At 59.9% G+C, this 19,217-nt stretch carries 18 protein-coding genes and 1 tRNA gene; 7 read left to right on the forward strand and 12 right to left on the reverse strand.

Annotated elements, in window-relative coordinates:
• Nucleotides 1–24 precede the first annotated feature (24 nt).
• A complete protein-coding gene (locus J2X71_RS17600; protein WP_310383382.1) occupies nucleotides 25–2,412 on the forward strand; it encodes a phosphoketolase family protein in 2,388 nt (795 codons plus the stop codon).
• Between the two features lie 70 nt (nucleotides 2,413–2,482).
• On the opposite strand, the gene J2X71_RS17605 is transcribed toward J2X71_RS17600, so the two are convergent.
• Nucleotides 2,483–2,869 carry a hypothetical protein gene (locus J2X71_RS17605; protein WP_310383384.1) on the reverse strand — a complete coding sequence of 129 codons (387 nt, stop codon included), beginning with the start codon at nucleotides 2,867–2,869 and terminating at the stop codon, nucleotides 2,483–2,485.
• Nucleotides 2,870–3,027: 158 nt separating this feature from the next.
• Here J2X71_RS17605 and J2X71_RS17610 point away from each other — a divergent pair, with 158 nt between their 5' ends.
• Nucleotides 3,028–3,930, forward strand: coding sequence for a LysR family transcriptional regulator (locus J2X71_RS17610; RefSeq protein ID WP_310383385.1), 903 nt, complete (start codon nucleotides 3,028–3,030; stop codon nucleotides 3,928–3,930).
• A 176-nt stretch (nucleotides 3,931–4,106) separates the two neighbouring features.
• A complete protein-coding gene (locus tag J2X71_RS17615) occupies nucleotides 4,107–4,292 on the forward strand; it encodes a hypothetical protein (protein ID WP_310383387.1) in 186 nt (61 codons plus the stop codon).
• A 5-nt stretch (nucleotides 4,293–4,297) separates the two neighbouring features.
• On the opposite strand, the gene J2X71_RS17620 is transcribed toward J2X71_RS17615, so the two are convergent.
• The 4 genes from J2X71_RS17620 to mnmA all read right to left on the reverse strand — a co-directional run bounded on the left by J2X71_RS17620 (nucleotide 4,298) and on the right by mnmA (nucleotide 6,593).
• Entirely contained in the window at nucleotides 4,298–4,735 is a 438-nt protein-coding gene (locus J2X71_RS17620) for a universal stress protein (protein WP_007827014.1), read from the reverse strand.
• Nucleotides 4,736–4,841: 106 nt separating this feature from the next.
• Entirely contained in the window at nucleotides 4,842–5,093 is a 252-nt protein-coding gene (locus J2X71_RS17625; protein WP_310383390.1) for a hypothetical protein, read from the reverse strand.
• An 89-nt stretch (nucleotides 5,094–5,182) separates the two neighbouring features.
• Nucleotides 5,183–5,259 (reverse strand) — tRNA-Met (locus J2X71_RS17630).
• Between the two features lie 134 nt (nucleotides 5,260–5,393).
• Complete coding sequence (mnmA, locus tag J2X71_RS17635) at nucleotides 5,394–6,593, reverse strand: tRNA 2-thiouridine(34) synthase MnmA (RefSeq protein WP_310383391.1); 1,200 nt, start codon at nucleotides 6,591–6,593, stop codon at nucleotides 5,394–5,396.
• A 258-nt stretch (nucleotides 6,594–6,851) separates the two neighbouring features.
• On the opposite strand from mnmA, the gene J2X71_RS17640 reads away from it, so the two are divergent.
• Nucleotides 6,852–7,808 (forward strand): DMT family transporter, encoded by a 957-nt coding sequence (locus J2X71_RS17640; protein WP_310383393.1) that lies wholly within the window; start codon nucleotides 6,852–6,854, stop codon nucleotides 7,806–7,808.
• A 2-nt stretch (nucleotides 7,809–7,810) separates the two neighbouring features.
• On the opposite strand, the gene J2X71_RS17645 is transcribed toward J2X71_RS17640, so the two are convergent.
• Together J2X71_RS17645 and J2X71_RS17650 are read right to left on the reverse strand one after the other, a co-directional pair.
• Nucleotides 7,811–8,719 carry a mechanosensitive ion channel family protein gene (locus tag J2X71_RS17645; protein WP_310383395.1) on the reverse strand — a complete coding sequence of 303 codons (909 nt, stop codon included), beginning with the start codon at nucleotides 8,717–8,719 and terminating at the stop codon, nucleotides 7,811–7,813.
• Nucleotides 8,720–9,211: 492 nt separating this feature from the next.
• Nucleotides 9,212–10,336: a TDT family transporter gene (locus tag J2X71_RS17650; RefSeq protein WP_310383397.1), complete on the reverse strand. Its 1,125-nt coding sequence runs from the start codon at nucleotides 10,334–10,336 to the stop codon at nucleotides 9,212–9,214.
• A gap of 107 nt (nucleotides 10,337–10,443) precedes the next feature.
• Between J2X71_RS17650 and J2X71_RS17655 the strand changes: the two genes are divergently transcribed.
• Nucleotides 10,444–11,322, forward strand: a complete 879-nt coding sequence (locus tag J2X71_RS17655; protein WP_310383399.1) for a LysR substrate-binding domain-containing protein — start codon at nucleotides 10,444–10,446, stop codon at nucleotides 11,320–11,322.
• On the opposite strand, the gene J2X71_RS17660 is transcribed toward J2X71_RS17655, so the two are convergent.
• Nucleotides 11,314–13,395 carry an EAL domain-containing protein gene (locus J2X71_RS17660; protein ID WP_310383401.1) on the reverse strand — a complete coding sequence of 694 codons (2,082 nt, stop codon included), beginning with the start codon at nucleotides 13,393–13,395 and terminating at the stop codon, nucleotides 11,314–11,316. The genes J2X71_RS17655 and J2X71_RS17660 overlap by 9 nt on opposite strands.
• A 271-nt stretch (nucleotides 13,396–13,666) precedes the next feature.
• On the opposite strand from J2X71_RS17660, the gene J2X71_RS17665 reads away from it, so the two are divergent.
• Nucleotides 13,667–13,885, forward strand: a complete 219-nt coding sequence (locus J2X71_RS17665; protein ID WP_113323785.1) for a hypothetical protein — start codon at nucleotides 13,667–13,669, stop codon at nucleotides 13,883–13,885.
• Nucleotides 13,886–13,975: 90 nt separating this feature from the next.
• Here J2X71_RS17665 and serA read toward each other — a convergent pair whose 3' ends face one another.
• The 3 genes from serA to J2X71_RS17680 form a co-directional block, all read right to left on the reverse strand.
• A complete protein-coding gene (serA, locus tag J2X71_RS17670; protein ID WP_310383403.1) occupies nucleotides 13,976–15,571 on the reverse strand; it encodes a phosphoglycerate dehydrogenase in 1,596 nt (531 codons plus the stop codon).
• Between the two features lie 82 nt (nucleotides 15,572–15,653).
• Nucleotides 15,654–16,832: a phosphoserine transaminase gene (locus J2X71_RS17675; RefSeq protein WP_310383404.1), complete on the reverse strand. Its 1,179-nt coding sequence runs from the start codon at nucleotides 16,830–16,832 to the stop codon at nucleotides 15,654–15,656.
• Between the two features lie 139 nt (nucleotides 16,833–16,971).
• Complete coding sequence (locus J2X71_RS17680) at nucleotides 16,972–17,586, reverse strand: NAD(P)H-dependent oxidoreductase (protein ID WP_310383406.1); 615 nt, start codon at nucleotides 17,584–17,586, stop codon at nucleotides 16,972–16,974.
• Between the two features lie 93 nt (nucleotides 17,587–17,679).
• Here J2X71_RS17680 and J2X71_RS17685 point away from each other — a divergent pair, with 93 nt between their 5' ends.
• A complete protein-coding gene (locus J2X71_RS17685) occupies nucleotides 17,680–18,300 on the forward strand; it encodes a TetR/AcrR family transcriptional regulator (RefSeq protein ID WP_113323789.1) in 621 nt (206 codons plus the stop codon).
• Nucleotides 18,301–18,352: 52 nt separating this feature from the next.
• Here J2X71_RS17685 and J2X71_RS17690 read toward each other — a convergent pair whose 3' ends face one another.
• Nucleotides 18,353–19,198, reverse strand: coding sequence for a porin family protein (locus J2X71_RS17690; protein WP_310383410.1), 846 nt, complete (start codon nucleotides 19,196–19,198; stop codon nucleotides 18,353–18,355).
• Nucleotides 19,199–19,217 lie beyond the last annotated feature (19 nt).

Here is a 19,217-nt window from a genome sequence, read left to right on the forward strand (position 1 = left end):
AACAAGTTTAAACGGGAGAAATCCATGGAAAAGCATGTCTCGACTCCAGCAGTTCTGTCAGACGCCGAACTCACACTCATCGACCGCTACTGGCGTGCCGCCAATTATCTCTCGGTCGGGCAGATCTATCTCCTGTCCAATCCTCTCCTGCGCCAGCCCCTGAAGCCGGAACATATCAAGCCCCGCCTGCTCGGCCACTGGGGTACCACGCCCGGCCTCAACTTCATCTATGCACATCTGAACCGTGTCATCCGGGCCCGCGATCTCGACGTCATCTATATGTGCGGTCCCGGCCATGGCGGACCGGGCATGGTCGCCAATACCTATCTCGAAGGCATCTACAGCGAGATCTATCCCGATATCGCCGAGACCGAGGACGGCATGCGCAGGCTCTTCCGCCAGTTCTCCTTCCCCGGCGGCATCCCGAGCCATGCAGCGCCGGAAACGCCCGGCTCCATCCATGAGGGCGGCGAACTCGGCTATGCGCTCGTCCATGCCTACGGCGCAGCCTTCGATAATCCCGATCTGATCGTCGCCTGCGTCATCGGCGACGGCGAAGCCGAGACCGGGCCGCTGGCGGCAAGCTGGCATTCCAACAAGTTCCTGAACCCCGCCCGCGACGGCGCCGTCCTGCCGATCCTGCATCTGAACGGCTACAAGATCGCCAATCCAACCATCCTCGGCCGGGCGAGCGACGAAGATCTGACGCATTTGTTCAAAGGCTATGGTTACGAGCCCTTCTTCGTCGAAGGCCACGAGCCGGCAAAGATGCATCAGCAGATGGCCGCCGCCTTCGACAAGATCTTCGACCGCATTCGGGCAATTCAGAAAGAGGCACGCGACGGCACGGCTCCGCAGGCCTGCCCGCGTTGGCCGATGATCGTGCTGCGCAGCCCCAAGGGCTGGACTGGCCCGAAAGAAGTGGATGGCAAAAAGGTCGAAGGCTTCTGGCGCGCCCATCAAGTGCCGGTTTCCAATTGCCGGGAGAACGACGGACACCGGAAAATCCTCGAAGACTGGATGCGCGGTTACGATCCCGAAGACCTCTTCGATGCCTCGGGCACACTGAAGCCGGAACTGCGGGCGCTGGCCCCCTCAGGAAAACGCCGCATGGGTGCCAATCCGCACGCCAATGGCGGCCGGCTGCGCAAGGAGCTGATCGCGCCCGATATCCGCACCTATGAGGTAAAGGTGGAAAAACGCGGGGCTGAGATGGTGCAATCCACCGAAATCCTCGGCCATTACCTGCGCGACACGATGAAGCTCAATGAAGCCAACGCGAACTTTCGCATCTTCGGCCCCGACGAAACGGAATCAAACCGTCTCGGCAGCGTCTTTGAAGTCACCGATCGCGTCTGGATGGAGAAGATCGAACCCTATGACGTGAGCCTCGCCAGCGACGGCCGCGTCATGGAAGTGCTGAGCGAACATCTTTGCCAGGGATGGCTGGAAGGCTACCTGTTGACGGGCCGGCATGGCCTGTTTTCCTGCTACGAGGCCTTCATCCACATCATCGATTCCATGTTCAACCAGCATGCCAAGTGGCTGAAGGTCACCCGCGAACTGGAATGGAGGAAGCCGATCTCCTCGCTCAACTATCTCTTGACCTCGCATGTCTGGCGGCAGGACCATAACGGCTTCTCGCATCAGGACCCCGGCTTCGTCGATCTCGTCGCCAACAAGAAGGCCGATATCGTCCGTATTTACCTGCCGCCGGACGCCAACACCCTGCTCTGGGTCGGTGATCATTGCCTGAAGACCTACGACCGCATCAACGTCATCGTCGCCGGCAAGCAGCCAGAGCCACAATGGCTGACCATGGACGAGGCGGTGAAACACTGCGAAACCGGCATCGGCATTTGGAACTGGGCGAGCCACGAGGACGATACGGTCGCGCCCGATGTCGTCATGGCCTGCGCCGGCGACGTACCGACCATGGAGACGCTCGCTGCCGTCGATCTGCTGCATCGGCATATTCCGGAGCTGAAGATCCGCACCGTCAACGTGGTCGACCTTCTCGCCCTGCAATCGCAGGATCAGCATCCGCACGGCCTGACGGACGAGGCCTTCGACGCAATCTTCACGAAGGACAGGCCGGTGATCTTCGCCTATCACGGCTATCCCTACCTCATCCACCGGCTGACCTATAAGCGCACCAACCACCGCAACATCCATGTGCGCGGCTTCATCGAAGAGGGCACGACAACCACGCCCTTTGACATGACAGTGCTCAACGAACTCGACCGCTTCCACCTCGCCATCGAGGCTATCGAACGCGTTCCGGGCCTGAAGGAGAAAGTGCCTGAAGTGCTGGAAAGCCTGAGGGCCAAGCTCGTCGAGCATCATGCCTATGTCCGCGAATATGGCGAGGACATGCCGGACGTGCGCAACTGGAAATGGCCCGCAGCCTGAAAGGGATGCTCCCTGATATGAAAAGGGCCGCGCGGAAACCGCGCGGCCCTTCCCCAGCCGTGATGCGAAGTTACTGGCCGTTCTGCGTGCCGTTTGGTGCGGTCGCGCCCGTCGGCCCGCTGCCGTCAGGCGTCGGGTTGCGATCTGTCGGCTCCAGCGGCTTGATGGAGCCGGTCGCCGGATTGTTGTCTAAAGTACCGGCACCCGAAGGCTGCCCGGTGATCGCATTGGGCGTTGTGGATGCGGTCGAAGCCGGTTCTGTGGTCGTGCCCGGCCAGATGGCAAAGCTCACCGCAGCGATCAGAATGACCAGAATGCCGGCTGCGAGCACACCCCAGAGCGAGACGCTACGCCGCTCATCGGCGAGCACTTTCTCCTCTTCATAGGATGCCTGCCCGAGTGGCATGCCGGTATTCTCATCCACGATTCGGTTCTTGTCGTCACCATATTGGGTCATCGCTTGATCCTCCAATCTGTGCGGGAGAAACCAAATTGGAGGGAAGATGTTCCATCAGGCCGGTTTTTGGATCCATACGGGCAGCGATAAGGTGCCGACGTTGTTGACTAGGCTGCACTTCCTTAACATCATCAATGACATCAAATCAGGAGTGATCCATGGCATTCGACGGCCGCCTGCTTTCCGGTGTCAGCACGCTCGCCGCGGTGGTCGAAAGCGGCAGCTTCGTCAGGGCAGCCGATGCGCTCGGCCTTTCAGCCTCCGGGGTCAGCCGCGCCATATCGAGACTGGAGGCCCGTGTCGGCGTGCGCCTGCTCGACCGTACCACCCGCTCGGTACGGCTGACGGACGAAGGCGCCCGTTTCTACGAACAGGTCGCTCCGCATCTCGATGGCATAGAGGAAGCCGCGACGCTTGCATCAGGTGCGTCTCTGACCGTGCGCGGCCGCCTGCGCGTCGATGTCGATCCGATCTTTTCCCGCATGGTGCTGGCGCCGCATCTGAAGCAGTTCATGACCCGCTATCCGGCACTGGAACTCGAATTGATAACCCGCGACCTGATGAGTGATCTCGTCGCCGACGGCATCGATATCGCCATCCGCTTCGGCCAGCAGCCGAACTCGTCGCGCATCGCCCGCAAGCTGATGGAGACCCGCGTTCTCACGGTCGCCACACCTGCCTATCTCGCAGAGCACGGCATGCCGAGGACACCTGCCGAAATCGCCAATCACTCCTGCATCCAGTTCCGCGATCCGCTGATAGGCCAGACTTTCGAATGGGAACTGCACAGGGGCAAGAAGATCGTGCCGCTCGACGCCCGTGGACCGCTTCTGATGAGCGACCCCGGCACCATGCTCGATGCCTGCCTTGCCGGCGCCGGCATCGCCCAGGTTCTTGCCCTCAGCGTCAAGGACCTGCTTGCCGACGGACGCCTTGTAGAGCTCTATCCAGACTGGCCGGGCGAAACTTTCCCCCTCTATGCTGTCCACCCTTCCCGGCATCATGTACCGGCCAAGGTCAACGCCTTTATCGAGTTCTGCCTGGAACTTATCCGCGACTAAAGCATGTCGCGCAGGAATGTGCAGCGGTTGCGACAGCGCTAAGCGAAGCTGAAAGATTGCAAGACGCTTTAAATGCCGATCTTCGAAAGTTGGTGACAACCTCGCGGCCCTTGTTCCGGACCGGCCTGAACGTAGGCTATGAAATTTCACAACTGGAAACGCCGCCGAGGAAAGCCATGAAGGGTTTCGCCACCAGCCTCACTGCCTCCCGCCTGGAGGAAATGCTGGCCTTCTACATGACACCGGCAGCGGGTAGCCCTGACGAAGCCGACGACCGCGAGGAAAGCGGAACGGTGTCCACCAAGACGGCAGATCACACCGCCGAGCGCACGGCGTCCCTCGCCGCCCTGACGGAAAACTAAGCCGCCTACTTTACCACCAGCACCGGGATAGCCGCCTCGGAAAGGACCTCGGACGTCTGACTGCCGAGCATGAGCCGCGAGATCCCGCGGCGGCCATGCGAGGAAATAACGATCAGGCCGCAGCCCCGCTCTGCTGCCGTTTCCAGAATGGCGACTGCCGGCGAAAGATGCACCTTGCTGACGAAGTCGGCGACGACGCCGGCGCTCTTCGCTTTTTCCCCGATGATCTTTTCCAGATCCTCGATCTCCTTCCGGCGGCCCTCATTATAGCTGTCCATCGCCTCAGCCTGCACGATCCCTTGCAGCGCAAAACCGGTCAGCGGCACGATGACGCTGATAACGGTCACGGGAAGGTTAAGCGCCTTGGCAAGCGCAAGACCATGATCGACACCCCGACCGGCAAGTTCCGAACCGTCGGTGGGCAGCAATATGCGATTGTACATGGGAGATCCGTTCTGCTGGCTGAATTCAAATAAGAAGGGAATTCAGCAGTGATCGTAATCCCGCGCCTTGACGTAGGTCAACATCAGGCGAAGCTGACACCCCTCTTCAGTCCCAGAGGAAATCTTCGCTTTCAATACGGGAGGCAAGCTTGAGCGTACCGTCAGGCTGAACGACATAACGTTCGAACTGCCGAACGCCAAATTTGCCGAGGAAAGTATGCTTCACCACCGTGCCGGGCTTATAGGGCGAATGGATAACCTTGCCGCCATAGGTCAGGCTGCCTGGGATAGGCTGGTCTTCCGTCGTCGTGCTGCAGCCAGCAGCGAGAAGAAGAATTGCGACAACAGCATATTTCATCACGCACCCCCGATGACGAAGCGTCTTCCGACGAAATTATATCGCCTGCGCTACGAGCGCGCACTGATAGTTTTAATTTCGGGGACAAGTGGTAGCGGAGGAGGGATTTGAACCCCCGACACAAGGATTATGATTCCTCTGCTCTGACCTACTGAGCTACTCCGCCACTGGTCAAACGATACCGTTCGCGAAGCGCTTCCGGTTCGTGGGATGTGCGGCTTATAAGGTGCGCTTCCGCTTTGTGTCAAGCACATGATGGAGAAAAACGGTGGGCTTTCCGAAGTGACGTTTTTCGCCGTTTCAGGCCATCGCGTAGTTGGAAAGCAGCGCCTTCAGCGAGGCTTCTGCGTCAGGCTCGCGCTCGGAACGTTCGATGAAGCCGCCGCCGAAGACGCGGGCGTCATCGCCGGGTGCCGAATAGAGCGCGCAGGCCTGGCCGGGCGCAATGCCCGCCTCGCCGACCGTCAGGTCGACATAGACGCCACTTGCATCGATGTGCAGCACGGCAGGCGCCGGCGCACGGGTGGAGCGCACCTTGGCGTAGCAGGCAAAGCCTTCGCCTGACGCCGCGACCTGAAGTGTCTCGTCACCCAGCCAGTTGACGTCGCGTAGATAGACGCGATGCGTTTCCAGCGCTTCCTTCGGACCGACGATGACGCGGCGCGAGCGAGCGTCGAGAAAGACGACATAGAGCGGCTCGCCGGTGGCAATGCCGATGCCGCGGCGCTGGCCGATCGTGTAATGCAGGATACCCTCGTGCTGGCCGAGGATGCGACCGTCGAGATGAACGATATCACCGGCCAAAGCCGAATTCGGCTTCAGCTTGGTGATGATGTCGGAATACTTGCCCTGCGGCACAAAACAGATGTCCTGGCTGTCGGCCTTCTTGGCGACAACAAGGCCCATCTCTTCGGCCAGTCGGCGGGTTTCCGACTTTGGCAGACCGCCGAGCGGGAAGCGCAGATAGTCGATCTGCTCCTGCGTCGTGGCGAAGAGGAAATAACTCTGGTCGCGGTCGGCATCAGCAGGGCGATAAAGCGCGCGACGCCCGGGATTGTAGGACGATGGGTTTGGACGCGACCGAATATAATGGCCGGTCGCCAGCGCATCGGCGCCGAGTTCCTTGGCTGTCGCCAGAAGATCGGCGAACTTGACCGTCTGGTTGCAGGCAACGCAGGGGATCGGCGTCTCGCCGGCTACATAGCTCTCGGCAAAGGGATTGATGACGGTTTCGCGGAACCGCTTCTCGTAGTCGAGCACGTAATGCGGAATACCGAGCGTCTCGCAGACACGGCGTGCGTCGTCGATATCCTGGCCCGCGCAGCAGGAGCCGGCGCGGTGAACCGCAGCGCCATGATCGTAAAGCTGCAGCGTGATGCCAAGCACATCATATCCCTGGCGTTTGAGAAGCCCGGCCACGACGGAGCTGTCAACGCCGCCAGACATGGCGACGACGACACGGGTGTCTTCCGGCTTCTTGTCAAAATCCAGTGTGTTCACGGGGTACTGCCAAATTCTGTGCTGTTTCGATCCGCCTTTTCTCACGTCGGAATGTGGCGGATTTCCTGTGTTCCGGCGGGATCGGCCGCCAGCTTGCATGGGTGACGGATATAGAAACTATTGCGTCTCCGCGCAAGGGCCGGCGTTTCCGGCAGCGTCATGCGCGGGTCACGCATTGCAGCTATTCGCAATCGACCTTTGATAGGCCGTATTTAATCACGTAGATGAAATGACCCACCTCTTAAAAGATTCGGATAAATGACAGCCGCCTCCACCACGCTTCGTGGCGTCCTTGTCGCATTTGCGGCCTATGCCGTCTTTGCCTTCAGCGATGCGTCCATCAAGGCCCTGCACGGCACGGTTCCTTCCTTCCAGGTCGCCTTTACGGGTGCGATCCTCAGCCTGGCAGCCCTGCCCTTCATCAAGGGGCCAAGCGATTCATGGCTGGACATTTTCAGGACGACGAACCGGCCGCTCTGGCTGGTGCGCTTTGCCGCCGGTGCAACCGGCGCAATCGCCTCCATCATCACCTTCACCAAGCTGCCGATGGCAGAGGCCTTCTGCCTGCTCTTCCTGCTGCCCTCCTTCGTCACCATCCTCTCGGTGATCTTCCTGAAGGAAGACGTGCGCTGGCAGCGCTGGGCCGCCGTCATCGTCGGCTTCCTCGGGGTGCTCGTGGTTCTCAGGCCGGGTTTCCGCGAACTGTCCGTCGGCCATCTGGCTGCGACTATTGGAGCGATCGCGGCAGCCATTGCCATCGTCATCCTGCGCAAGCTCGGCCCGGCCGAAAAGCGCCTCTCGCTTTATGGCGCCTCGCTGCTCGGCACGCTCATCGTCAGCGGCCTGCTCATGCTGTCGCAAGTGGTCGTGCCAACGCCGCAACAATGGTTGTTTCTCGCAAGCTACGGCTTGCTTGGTGCCGCCGGCAACGTCATGCTGATGACGGCAGCCCGCCTCGCCCCGGCAACGCTGGTCGCGACACCGCAATATAGCCAGATGATCTGGGCAATCGCCTTCGGTTATTTGTTCTTCAACGACAGCGTCGACCTGCCTATGGCTCTCGGCATCGTGCTCATCATCTGCTCAGGCCTCCTGACGCTGATCCGCGAACGCAAGCGCCAGGTGCCTCTGCCCGCAGCCGTCGCCTCCGGTGATGCGCAATCCCAGATCGCTACGACGCCGGTGGAAGGCGAAGCAGAAGCGCCGGTGCGGTAGATCTATTCTGCCGCCTCGCGCCGGTCTCGAGCGGGTGGCTCGCTCATCACTGCCCGCATGCGCGGCAAGGATGCCGGATATTCGCGCTGGATGAAATCGATCAGCTTCTCGCGAACCTCGCAGCGCAGATCAAAAGTGCGGCCGGAATTCGATGCCGATACGAGAATGCGGATTTCCATCACCGCTTCGCGGAAATCGGTCACTGCGATATTGACCACACGGCGATCCCAGAACTTCGAGCCCTGCGCGATCTCCTCGACCTTCTTTCGGATGGCGGCGACGGGCACGCTGTAATCGAGATAAATCATGACAGTGCCGATCAGCGCCGAGCTTTCGCGCGTCCAATTCTGGAACGGGTTCTCGATGAAGTAGCTGAGCGGCAGGATCATCCGCCGCCAATCCCACAATTGCACGACAACATAGGTCGAGGTGATCTCTTCCACCCTGCCCCACTCGCCTTCTACCAGCAGCGCATCGTCGATGCGGATCGGCTGCGTGATGGCGAGCTGAATGCCGGCAAACAGGTTTTTCAGCACAGGCTGGAGCGCGAGACCGACGACGATACCCGCCACACCGGCGGAGGCGAGCAGGCTGACACCATATTGCCGGACCGCATCGAAAGTCATCATGCAGGCCGATATCGCCACGACGACGATCAGCAGATCGGCGACGCGCTCCATGATACGCGTCTGCGTCACGTGCTTGCGTGCCAGAAGATTATCCTCGGCATCGAGCTTGAAGCGCCTGAGATAGACCGTCATCCAGATATGTTTGACGATCCTGGCCATCCAGGCGACGAGCACGATGAAGAAAATGAGCAGGATGTGACGAACGGTTGCCGACTGCATGTCCGTCAGCGGCGCGACCGTCGCCCCAAAGGAAAGGCCGGCCACCAGCATTGCAAGCCGCACGACACGCTTCAGGCGCGAGACGAGCGAACGCCAGAAGAGATCCTTGCTTTCAACCAGCCGCGTCAGCAGGCGGAAGAGAATGCGATGCGCAAAAAGCGTAACTGAGAGGTGACCGCGGCGAAGATGATGGCACTTGCAAGCCAGTCCGGCAGCCAGACGCCTTCTGCGCGGATATCGTCCAGAAACTCCGTCATGCGCGCACAGTTAGGGTGCAACGCAGCATGGAAAAGGGAAAGGCATCAAAAAAGGCGCAGCCGGAGCTGCGCCTTTAAGAAAAGGATGGGTGGTATCGGCTCAGGTGCCGATCAGTTTGTTGCAGGCAAGTGCGATGCCCGGATTGGCGATGATGGCAGTCACGAGCGCCAGACCGATCATCGACAGCGTGTAGCGTTTCATGTGATCCTCCTTTTTCAGCCCCGCCGAGAGTATGCAATGCTGACTAGCATTCTCAAAATAACGAATGATTGAGGCAGTTGTGTAAGCGCCAAGCGATCAACTCTCCAGGCTCGGATCGACGAAGAGCGAACCATTATAGGCGCCGCAACTCGTGCGGATGGCGACGACGACCCAAATTACGGCAAGGGCTGCGATCAGAACCTCCCCGAACCCTGTCAGCGCCGGCAACGGAAAGATACCGGCAAGCCGCAGCGTCGCGACGGCATAGACGCCGATCGGGAAGGTGTAACCCCACCAGCCGAGATTGAAGGGCAAGCCCTGCCGCAGGTGGTTGATGGTGATGGCGACCGCCAGGCCAAGCCACCAGAGGCCATAGCCCCACAGCAGGACAGCACCAAGCAAAGCCGCACCCGAGATCGCCGGAGCCAGCGTACCAAGGCCGCCGGTTGCAAGAGCTTGCCCGCCATTGGTGGAAAACAGAGCAAGGCCGAGTGCGCCGGTACCAACAGGACCGAGGGCAAGAAAACTCGTCGCTGCCATGCTGGCGTGCGGCAGCTTGTGCAGAGCCAGGCGCAGGAAGAGGATGACGAGAATGCCGAGCGCCAGCGGCACCGAGCAGGACCAGAGCACGAAGCTCGCAAAAAGCACCGGAAGCTGCGCGCCTTCGGCAAGATGCGGCACCAATAATCCGCCGCTTGCAGCTGCGACCTCAGAGGCCACGATCGGCAACAGCCAAACGGCGCTCATATGCTCGATTGCATGCTGCTGCCGCGTGAACATGACCAGTGGAATGGCAAGACCCGCCAGAACCGCCAGCGCTGCATCCAACCACCACAGCTCCGCTGCGATAGAGACGCTCGCCTCACCTAAAAGGCCCGGTCCGAAGATCAAGAAACCATTGACGATGGTCGCAAGGCCCATCGGAATGCAGCCGAAGAACATCGAAACGACGGGATGGTCGAATGCCCTGAGTGCAGCGTCGGGATACAGCAGCCACTTTCCGGCATAGATGCAGGTCAATGTTGCAAACAGGCCGATATTCGCGAGCCACAGCATCTCGCCTGCTGCGTGGACTGTCGGCAAATCCGGAAACTGACCGAAGCAGACGGCAAGGATGCCGGTCCCCATTGTCGTCGCAAACCAGTTCGGCGTGAAGTGGCGCAGGACATGCGTCCGCAAGCGAACAGTCGGGACAGAAGGAGATAGATGCAGCGCGGTCATGGCGAATTCCTTTCGTTGACCGCTTTCATACCGGCATCAAATAATCGCTTCCAACGATTTATCTTTGTCATTTCGTTCGATAAAATCGAATGATTAATGGAGGCGACATGACACTGGAGCAGCTGAGAATATTCGTAGAGGTGGCAGCGCGTCAGCACATCACGAAGGCGGCAGCTCACCTGAACATGACCCAGTCGGCCGTCAGCGCCGCAATCACCGCATTGGAGACACGACACGGCGTCACCCTCTTCGACCGGGTTGGCCGTTCGATCGTGCTGAACCGGACCGGCCAGTTGTTCCTGAAGGAAGCACAGGCCGTACTGACCAGCGCAAAGGCGGCGGAGGCCGCCCTGATGGACCTCTCCGGCCTCATGCATGGAGAGCTCACGATCATGGCGAGCCAGACGATCGGCGGCTATTGGCTATCGCCGCGACTTGCCACGTTCCGCCGAAATTATCCCGGCATCGAACTGGCAATCCGCATCGGCAACACTGCTGAAGTGTCTGACGCCGTTGCCAATGGCGAGGTGGAGGTAGGCCTCATCGAGTGGCCGAGCGACAGGCGCGGCGTTTCGGCAAGGCAGATCGCCCTGGACGAGATGATCGTCGTCGTTGCTTCCAACCACCCATGGGCTGACGGCAAATCACGCGCCCCGACCGATTTTTCTCAGACGCAATGGGTCCTGCGCGAACAGGGGTCCGGCACCCGCCTCGCCTTCGAAAGCCTTCTGCAAAGGGCGGGCCTCGATATCGATGCGCTTGATGTGGCGATGGTGCTGCCGGAGAACGAGCCGCTCGTCGGCGTCGTTGAAGCTGGCATCGGCGCGACGCTGGTGTCGCGGAGCGTGGTTTCCATGAAGCTGCGCAACGGTCTTCTCACCGAGGTGAATGTGCCGCCCCTGCCCCGTCCCTTCTTCCTCCTGCGCCATGAGGAGCGCTATCGCAGCAAGGCGGGCGATGCTTTCGATGCTATGATCTCAGGCTGATGCCTTCTTGAGTTGGCGTCCGTAGATCAGTGCTTCGGCCTCATGCTGCGGCATGGGTCTGCCGAGAAGATAGCCCTGCACTTCGCCAAACCCTTCGGCCCGCAGCTGCTGCAATTGCTCCTCGGTCTCGATGCCTTCGGCGAGCGTAACCGCATTGAAGCCGGAGCCGATGCCGGCCACGGCCCGCACGATGGCCAGATTGCCGGGATCGGTCTCGATGCCGGACACGAAGCTGCGGTCGAGCTTGATCTTGTCGAAGGTGAAGGCGCGCAGATAGCTGAGCGACGAATAGCCCGTGCCGAAATCGTCGATCGCGATGCGCACACCGAGTTCCTTCAACGCCCGAAGCAGCGGCAGGCTCTGCGCCACATCGGCCAGGAAGACGGATTCAGTGATTTCGATTTCCAGCCGTTCGGGACGCAGACCCGCCTCATCAAGCGCGCCAACAACGCTGGAAAGCAGGCTCGCATGGCGGAACTGGCTGACGGAAAGATTGACCGCGATCTTCAGATGGCCCGGCCAGGAAGCGGCCGTACGGCAGGCCTCCCGCAGCACCCAGTCGCCGATCGGAATAATTAGCCCCGTCTCCTCCGCCAGCGGAATGAATTCCATCGGCGGCACAAGACCACGCACCGGATGCCGCCAGCGGATCAGTGCTTCGAAACCGCCGATTCCATCATCCTCGAGCTGGACGATGGGCTGATAGTAAAGCTCGAACTGCCCGTGTTCCAGCGCACTACGCAGTTCGCCGGTCAGATGATGGCGACGCTCGGCCTCGAGCCGCATCGCAGGCTCATAGAAACGATAGGTCGAGCGGCCGCTTTCCTTGGCGGCATAGAGCGCGAGGTCGGCATGGCGCATCAGCACATCGGCCTCGCCGGCATCGACAGGCGCCAGCGCAATGCCGATGCTGCAGGTGACATGCTCCCGGGTGCCATCAAGATCAAAAGCTCTGGCAAGCGACTTGAGCAGCAGATCGGCGAAACGCTCTGCCCGATCGGGCTCGACAAGCTGCAGCACGACCGCGAATTCATCGCCGCCGAGACGCGCCACGAGGTCGCCGTCATCGCCAAGTGCCAGCAAGCGCTCCGCCACCTGGCAGAGAAGCGCATCGCCTGCGGCGTGGCCCTTGCTGTCATTGATCGTCTTGAAGTGGTCGACGTCGATGTAGAGCAGCGCCACCGGCTTTTCGATAGAAGCGGTAATGGCCTGCTTGCGGATATGTTTGGAGAAGGCGGCGCGGTTCGGCAGGCACGTCAGCGAGTCATGCATAGCAAGATGCGCAAGCCTCGCCTCCACTGCGCGCTCTTCCGTCACATCGTGAGAGATGCCCAGCAGATAGCGCGGCTCCTTCCCTTCAGGCGCCGGCAGGGCACGCTTGACGGTGCGAAGGATCCGCTGGCCACCGTCGGCTCGCTCCATTGTCTCCTCGAAGCTGATCGTCGCACCGGCGACGAACGCTTCGTGATCCTGTTCGCGAAAGATGTCGGTCTGCTCAGAGGGGAAGAAATCCCGGTCCGTCCTTCCAACCACGTCGCCGGTATGAAAGCCCATGATCTCGCCGCACGCCTCGTTCAGCAGGATGTAGCGGCCATCCTCTTCCATATCCTTCACGAAGACGCCAACGGGCAGGTTGTCGACGATGCTGTCCAGTAGCGAACGTGTATCGGTGATCTGGCGCTGCGCGGCATTCACCTCGGTACGGTCCTGCACGATCGCCAGGATCGCAGCCCTTCCTTCGAAGCGCACTTCCCGGCCGTAGGTCAGAACCTCGATGGCCTCGCCATTGGCCTTCAGATGCGTCCAGCGCTCGGCCTTCTCCATGTCAGTGCGATCATGAACGGCGCTGAGCATCCGCTCGCGCTCGGCAGCTGGGCGGATATCGAGCACGGTCATGCCCTGATAGTCCTCTGCGCTGTAGCCATAGAGCATGAGCGCCGCATCATTGACGATCAGGAAGCGTAGCGTATCCGGATCGTAGACCCACATTGGAGAGGGATGCGTCGTAAACAGCGAACGGAAATCATCAACAAGAGCTTCGGACTGCCCGGATATCGTCTGAAACGAGGCCATTGAGAAATTCACGCAAAATTGGAACCAATATTGAAAGTGGTATAGCCGAGAAAGCTAAATAAAATCACAATCATAAGGGGCCTAAACTTTGAGCGCACGCCCTTAAAATAAGCAGTGAAAGTTTCTCGAACCGGCCATTTCGCGGCTCAGTTGAAAATTTCAGTGGCCGGCCAAGCCAAGGGCTCGGCCACGCGGCTGATTGTCGGGCGGAACCAAATCATTTCCAAAGAGTTATTTTCGATTGAAAATACAACCCATCGGCAGGGAGGCGATGATGGGCACACCCGCAATGACAGATCATGATAAGATCCGGGAATGGATCGAAGCACGCGGCGGCCATCCAGCCCGGATGAAAAGCGGCCTGGTCGGCGTTGATTTCGGCAGGCAGGAAAGCTCTGTCGAGAACATTTCCTGGGACGAGTTCTTCAGGGTTTTCGACGCGAGCAGAGACACTTTCCTGCATCACGACACCAACGCCACCCGCCACTGATCACAGGTTACTAACGACATGCACTGAACCATGCAAAAAACCGGCCCAGAGACCGGGCCGGTTTTTCATGTCTTTCCTTGGGAGGAAAACTCAGTCGACGTTGAAGGCCAGTAGCTTTGCCTGGCGGATCGCAGCATTGGCCGTGAGTTTGCCTAGAACGACATCGTCAACCGCGGCGTCAACATAGAGCAGAGCAATAGCATCGCCCCCCTGTTTGTCGCGGCCGAGCTGGAAGTTGGCGATATTGACGCCGGCAGCACCAAGCGTCGTGCCGATGAAGCCGATCATGCCGGGAACGTCGGTATTGGCGATGTAGATCATGTGGCTGCCGACATCGGCGTCGAGGTTGATGCCCTTGATCTGGATGAAGCGCGGCTTGCCGTCGGAGAAGACCGTGCCGGCAATCGAGCGCGTCATGGATTCAGTGGTCACCGTCAGCTTGATGTAGCCGTCGAAGACGCCCGACTTGTCGCGCTTGACCTCGGAAAGGATAACACCCTTTTCCTTGATCATGATCGGTGCCGAAACCATGTTGACATCGGCCACCTGCGAACGGATCAGGCCGGCGAGAACCGCCGAAGTCAGCGCGCGGGTGTTCATGTTGGCCGTGACGCCATCATAAAGGATTTCGATTTCCTTGATCGGCTCTTCCGTGACCTGGCCGACGAAGGCGCCGAGAACATCGGCAAGCTTGATGAACGGCTTCAAGATCGGCGCTTCTTCAGCGGTAATCGACGGCATGTTGATGGCGTTCGAAACCGCACCCTTGACGAGGTAGTCCGCCATCTGCTCGGCAACCTGCAGAGCGACGTTTTCCTGCGCTTCGGTGGTCGAGGCGCCGAGATGCGGCGTGCAGACGACGTTCGGCAGCCCAAAGAGCGGGCTTTCCTTGGCGGGTTCGACTTCGAAGACGTCAAAGGCGGCACCGGCGACATGGCCGGACCTGATGGCATCGGCAAGGGCTGCCTCATCGACGAGACCGCCGCGAGCGCAGTTAATGATGCGAACGCCGGGCTTGGTCTTGGCAAGCGCTTCCTTGTTCAGGATGCCGCGCGTCCTGTCGGTCATGGGCACATGCAGCGTGATGAAATCGGCTTGGGCCAACAGTTCGTCGAGCTCGACCTTGGTGACGCCCATCTCCTCGGCGCGCTCCTTGGAGAGGAACGGGTCATAGGCGATGACATGCATCTTCAGGCCAATGGCGCGGGCACAGACGATGGAGCCGATGTTGCCGGCGCCGATGACGCCGAGCGTCTTGCCGGTGATTTCGACACCCATGAACTTCGACTTTTCCCACTTGCCGGCCTGCGTGGACGTATCGGCAGCCGGAAGCTGGCGGGCAACCGCAAACATCAGGGCGATCGCATGTTCAGCCGTCGTGATCGAGTTGCCGAAGGGCGTGTTCATGACGATGATACCGCGGCGCGATGCGGCCGGGATATCGACATTGTCGACGCCGATACCAGCACGGCCGACGACCTTGAGGTTCTTGGCCGCTTCGATGATCTTCTCTGTCACCTTCGTGGCGGAACGGATGGCGAGACCATCATAGTTTCCGATGACTTCGAACAGCTTGTCCTTGTCCTTGCCGAGCTGCGGCTGGAAATCGACTTCGACGCCGCGATCGCGAAAAATCTGGACAGCGGTTTCCGACAGTTCGTCGGATACGAGAACGCGAGGTGCCATGAGGGCCTCCTTCAAAGAGTTCAGCGATGAATGAATTCGGAATGCGAGGCTCCGCCATCAGGCGGAGCCGGATGCGATCACGTCAGGCAGCAGCCTGGGAAAGCGTTGCTTTCTGGGTTTCAAAGGCCCAGGAAAGCCAAGGCATCAGCTTCTGCATGTCAGCGGTTTCGATCGTGGCACCAGCCCAGATGCGTAGGCCGGACGGAGCGTCACGGTAAGCGCCGATGTCGTAAGCGACGCCTTCCTTTTCGAGGAGAGCGACGAGACCCTTGGCGAAATTCGCCTGACCATCGGCATCGAGAGCAGCCACATCCTTGTCGACGATCTTCAGGCAGATCGAGGTGTTGGATTCGGTCTCCGGCTTGACAGCCAGATTGGCGATCCAGTCGTTTGCGGCGACGAAATCGGCAATAGCCTTTGCATTGGCGTCAGCGCGGCCGATCAAAGCCTTGAGACCGCCGAGCCGCTTGGCCCAGAGAAGCGCATCGATATAGTCCTCGACGCAGAGCATCGACGGCGTGTTGATCGTCTCGCCCTGGAAAATGCCTTCGATCAGCTTGCCGCCCGAAGTCAGGCGGAAGATCTTCGGCAGCGGCCATGCCGGCTGATAGGAGACGAGCCGTTCGACGGCACGCGGCGACAGGATGAGGATGCCATGCGCACCCTCGCCGCCCAGAACCTTCTGCCAGGAGAAGGTGACGACGTCGAGCTTGGCGAAATCGAGGTTTTGCGCGAAGGCGGCCGAGGTCGCATCGCAGATCGTCAGGCCCTTGCGATCAGCCGGGATAAAATCGGCATTCGGAACGCGGACGCCAGAAGTGGTGCCGTTCCAGGTGAAGACCACGTCACGGTCGAAATCGACGGTGGAAAGGTCGGGAAGTTCGCCGTAACCGGCTTCGATCTTGCGCACGTCCTTGAGCTTGAGCTGCTTGACGACATCGGTAACCCAGCCGGCGCCGAAGCTTTCCCAGGCGACCATATCGACGCCGCGCTCGCCGAGCAGCGACCAAAGCGCCATCTCGACGGCACCGGTATCGGAAGCCGGCACGATGCCGATGCGGTAATCCGCAGGCACTTCCAGAATTTCGCGGGTGAGATCGATCGCCTGCTTCAGCTTGGCCTTGCCGACTTTCGCGCGGTGCGAACGGCCAAGGGCCGCATCGGAAAGGGCTTCGAGCGTCCAACCAGGACGTTTCGCGCAGGGGCCAGAAGAAAAATGAGTGTTTTGCGGACGCACGTCCGGCTTTGCGGTATTTGCCATATTGCTACCCTTCCAGATAGATGGCTCCTCGTTGGGGAGGAGTGTCCCGCCGCCGTGTTTATGGGTGAAGCCGGTCATAGTCAAGCGGGAGATGTCGTTTCTGGAGGCTATTTTGCCGCAGCAGCGATCACAGCTCGGGTTAAACCGCGCCGCTGGCGGCGCGATGGCCTGCGTTGAAGATATCGCTGCCAATGCGGCGCGCCATCTCAATATGCGCGGCACCATTTCCTGCATCCGAGTCGAGAAGCAGTTCCGACGTCACCACAGGAGCACCGCAATAGTCGAAAATGCCATGATTGATCTGCGTCTTGATGGCGCTGAAATAGCCGTGCCGCTCATAGGTGCCGGCATCCGCACCGCCGATGCCAACGAGATGGACTGGCAGATGTCTTAACTTTTTCACAACCTTGCCAGACGTGTCGTCATAAGCCCAGCCATTGGCAAAGACACGATCGATCCAGCCCTTCATCAATGCCGGCATGGACCACCAATAGACAGGATAGACCAATACGAGCGCATCGGCGCGATCGATCCTTGCCTGCTCGGCGGCGACATCGGCAGGTGCCGCGGCTTTCCTGCGATGAGCCGCAATATCGGCCTCGTTAAATCTGGGATCGAAAGCCTCTTCCGTCAGGTCTGCGATCTCGAAGGAGCTGCCGGCATCGGAAGCCGTTATACCTTCGGCAATTCCCGCGGCGACGCCATGACTGAGAGAGCCGAAATCGGGATGAGCGAGAACGATGAGCGCATGCATGTCGAAACCTCCTGATCGGCGATTGCGAGCAAAGCCAATCGCTTATATACTTTTCGTAAGCTACTTTTAGTAAGTTACTTTTCGTAGGTTACGATGTCAAGCACCGACAAAGACCACATCGACGCTCTTCCTCGCCCCCGTCGCCGGCTTTCGAGAGAAGAACGCCATCGCCAGCTCCTGGATGTCTCGTGGCGATTGATCAGGGAGGAAGGAACGGACGCGCTGACGCTGGGGCGCCTCGCCGAACAAGCCGGCGTGGCAAAGCCTGTCGTCTATGATCACTTCGGCACGCGGCCGGGATTGCTTGCGGAACTCTACCGCGAATTCGACGATCGGCAGACGGCGCAGATGGAAACTGCACTTCGCGAAAGCGGACCTGCATTGAGCGACAAGGCCAAGGTCATGGCGGTCGCCTTTATCGATTGCGTTCTCACACAGGGGCGCGAAATTCCTGACGTCATCGCCGCTTTGGCAAGTTCTCCGGAGCTGGAAAAGGTCAAGCACAAGTGTCAGGTGGTTTTTATGGACCAGTGCAGATCCGTGCTTACTCCCTTCGTTGGTGCAGGGACAATCGCGTCAGCCAGCCTTTGGGCAATGCTCGGCGCTGCGGAAACTCTCTCCTATGCTGCGGCAACCGGCGAGATCAGTGCCAGCCAGGCTGAAAGCGAACTTTTCGAAATCATTCTGGCAATGGTCGCCAGAAACGTCAGCTGAAACGAAAAAGCCGCCCTTGCGGGCGGCTTTCGATAATCCTTGAAGCTATGGCTTACTTGTAGACCGGCTGCTGCAGCGGAATTTCCGGCGGTTCGTAGGCAACCGGCTGAGCGCAGCCGCCGAAGAGATAGCGCGCGCCGACACGGGCTTCGTGGACGTTGACGCCACGGTCGCGACCCGGGCCGCCGTTTTCGTTGTAGCCGAACATGTTGCCGCCATCGATATGCAGATAGCGGTAGCCGACATCGGCCTTGACGTTGCAGGTCACGTCGATCGAGGCGCCGGCCATGAGGGCGTAGCTGAAGCGCCAGCCGCCGCGACCGCCATGGACGACTTCATCATCGCACCCGCTGCCATCATCGGCGCAGGCGACGTTGTGGAGGTCCTTCCACTTGACGTAGGAACCGCCGATACCAGCGCCGACATAAGGCGTGAAGTAGGCGTAGGTGCCGAGATCCACATAGGCGTTGGCGAGCAGCGTGTAGGCCGTCATCGACGATACGTCTCTCGACGTACATGCGATCACGCAGGCACCGAAGTCAGCGCCGCCGCCGACCGTCGAACCACGGAAGTCAGACTTGGTGAGATAGTCGAAGGTCAGGTCGGTGCGCAGATAGCTGTTGATCTGGTAGCCGACACCGCCGCCAACCGTCCAGGCATCATCAAGGTCCGCATCGTCGAAATCGGCTTCGAGAGCATTGCTGCCCTGAAAGAACTTCGCGCCGCGCAGGTCGGTGAAGGCGTAGCCGACATCACCGCGCAGATACCAGCCGGTCGATTCGCTGACGGCGACTTCCGGGGGCTGTTCCGGAATGGGTTCGACCGGAGCAAGATCGGCAGAATAGGCATTCGACGCGATCAACAGCGCGGCGAAGATACCGGACAAAGTTCGTTTCATGGATTCACCCCAGTCGGTT

The organism is Rhizobium sp. 1399, from assembly GCF_031455475.1.
Lineage (GTDB): Bacteria > Pseudomonadota > Alphaproteobacteria > Rhizobiales > Rhizobiaceae > Rhizobium.

Bases quoted from the DNA above. Each gene is read 5' to 3' on its own strand.
- J2X71_RS17600 (WP_310383382.1), top strand. From the start codon at position 25: ATGGAAAAGCATGTCTCGACTCCAGCAGTTCTGTCAGACGCCGAACTC.
- J2X71_RS17605 (WP_310383384.1), bottom strand. From the start codon at position 2,869: ATGACCCAATATGGTGACGACAAGAACCGAATCGTGGATGAGAATACC.
- J2X71_RS17610 (WP_310383385.1), top strand. From the start codon at position 3,028: ATGGCATTCGACGGCCGCCTGCTTTCCGGTGTCAGCACGCTCGCCGCG.
- J2X71_RS17615 (WP_310383387.1), top strand. From the start codon at position 4,107: ATGAAGGGTTTCGCCACCAGCCTCACTGCCTCCCGCCTGGAGGAAATG.
- J2X71_RS17620 (WP_007827014.1), bottom strand. From the start codon at position 4,735: ATGTACAATCGCATATTGCTGCCCACCGACGGTTCGGAACTTGCCGGT.
- J2X71_RS17625 (WP_310383390.1), bottom strand. From the start codon at position 5,093: ATGAAATATGCTGTTGTCGCAATTCTTCTTCTCGCTGCTGGCTGCAGC.
- J2X71_RS17640 (WP_310383393.1), top strand. From the start codon at position 6,852: ATGACAGCCGCCTCCACCACGCTTCGTGGCGTCCTTGTCGCATTTGCG.
- J2X71_RS17650 (WP_310383397.1), bottom strand. From the start codon at position 10,336: ATGACCGCGCTGCATCTATCTCCTTCTGTCCCGACTGTTCGCTTGCGG.
- J2X71_RS17655 (WP_310383399.1), top strand. From the start codon at position 10,444: ATGACACTGGAGCAGCTGAGAATATTCGTAGAGGTGGCAGCGCGTCAG.
- J2X71_RS17660 (WP_310383401.1), bottom strand. From the start codon at position 13,395: ATGGCCTCGTTTCAGACGATATCCGGGCAGTCCGAAGCTCTTGTTGAT.
- J2X71_RS17665 (WP_113323785.1), top strand. From the start codon at position 13,667: ATGATGGGCACACCCGCAATGACAGATCATGATAAGATCCGGGAATGG.
- serA (WP_310383403.1), bottom strand. From the start codon at position 15,571: ATGGCACCTCGCGTTCTCGTATCCGACGAACTGTCGGAAACCGCTGTC.
- J2X71_RS17675 (WP_310383404.1), bottom strand. From the start codon at position 16,832: ATGGCAAATACCGCAAAGCCGGACGTGCGTCCGCAAAACACTCATTTT.
- J2X71_RS17680 (WP_310383406.1), bottom strand. From the start codon at position 17,586: ATGCATGCGCTCATCGTTCTCGCTCATCCCGATTTCGGCTCTCTCAGT.
- J2X71_RS17685 (WP_113323789.1), top strand. From the start codon at position 17,680: ATGTCAAGCACCGACAAAGACCACATCGACGCTCTTCCTCGCCCCCGT.
- J2X71_RS17690 (WP_310383410.1), bottom strand. From the start codon at position 19,198: ATGAAACGAACTTTGTCCGGTATCTTCGCCGCGCTGTTGATCGCGTCG.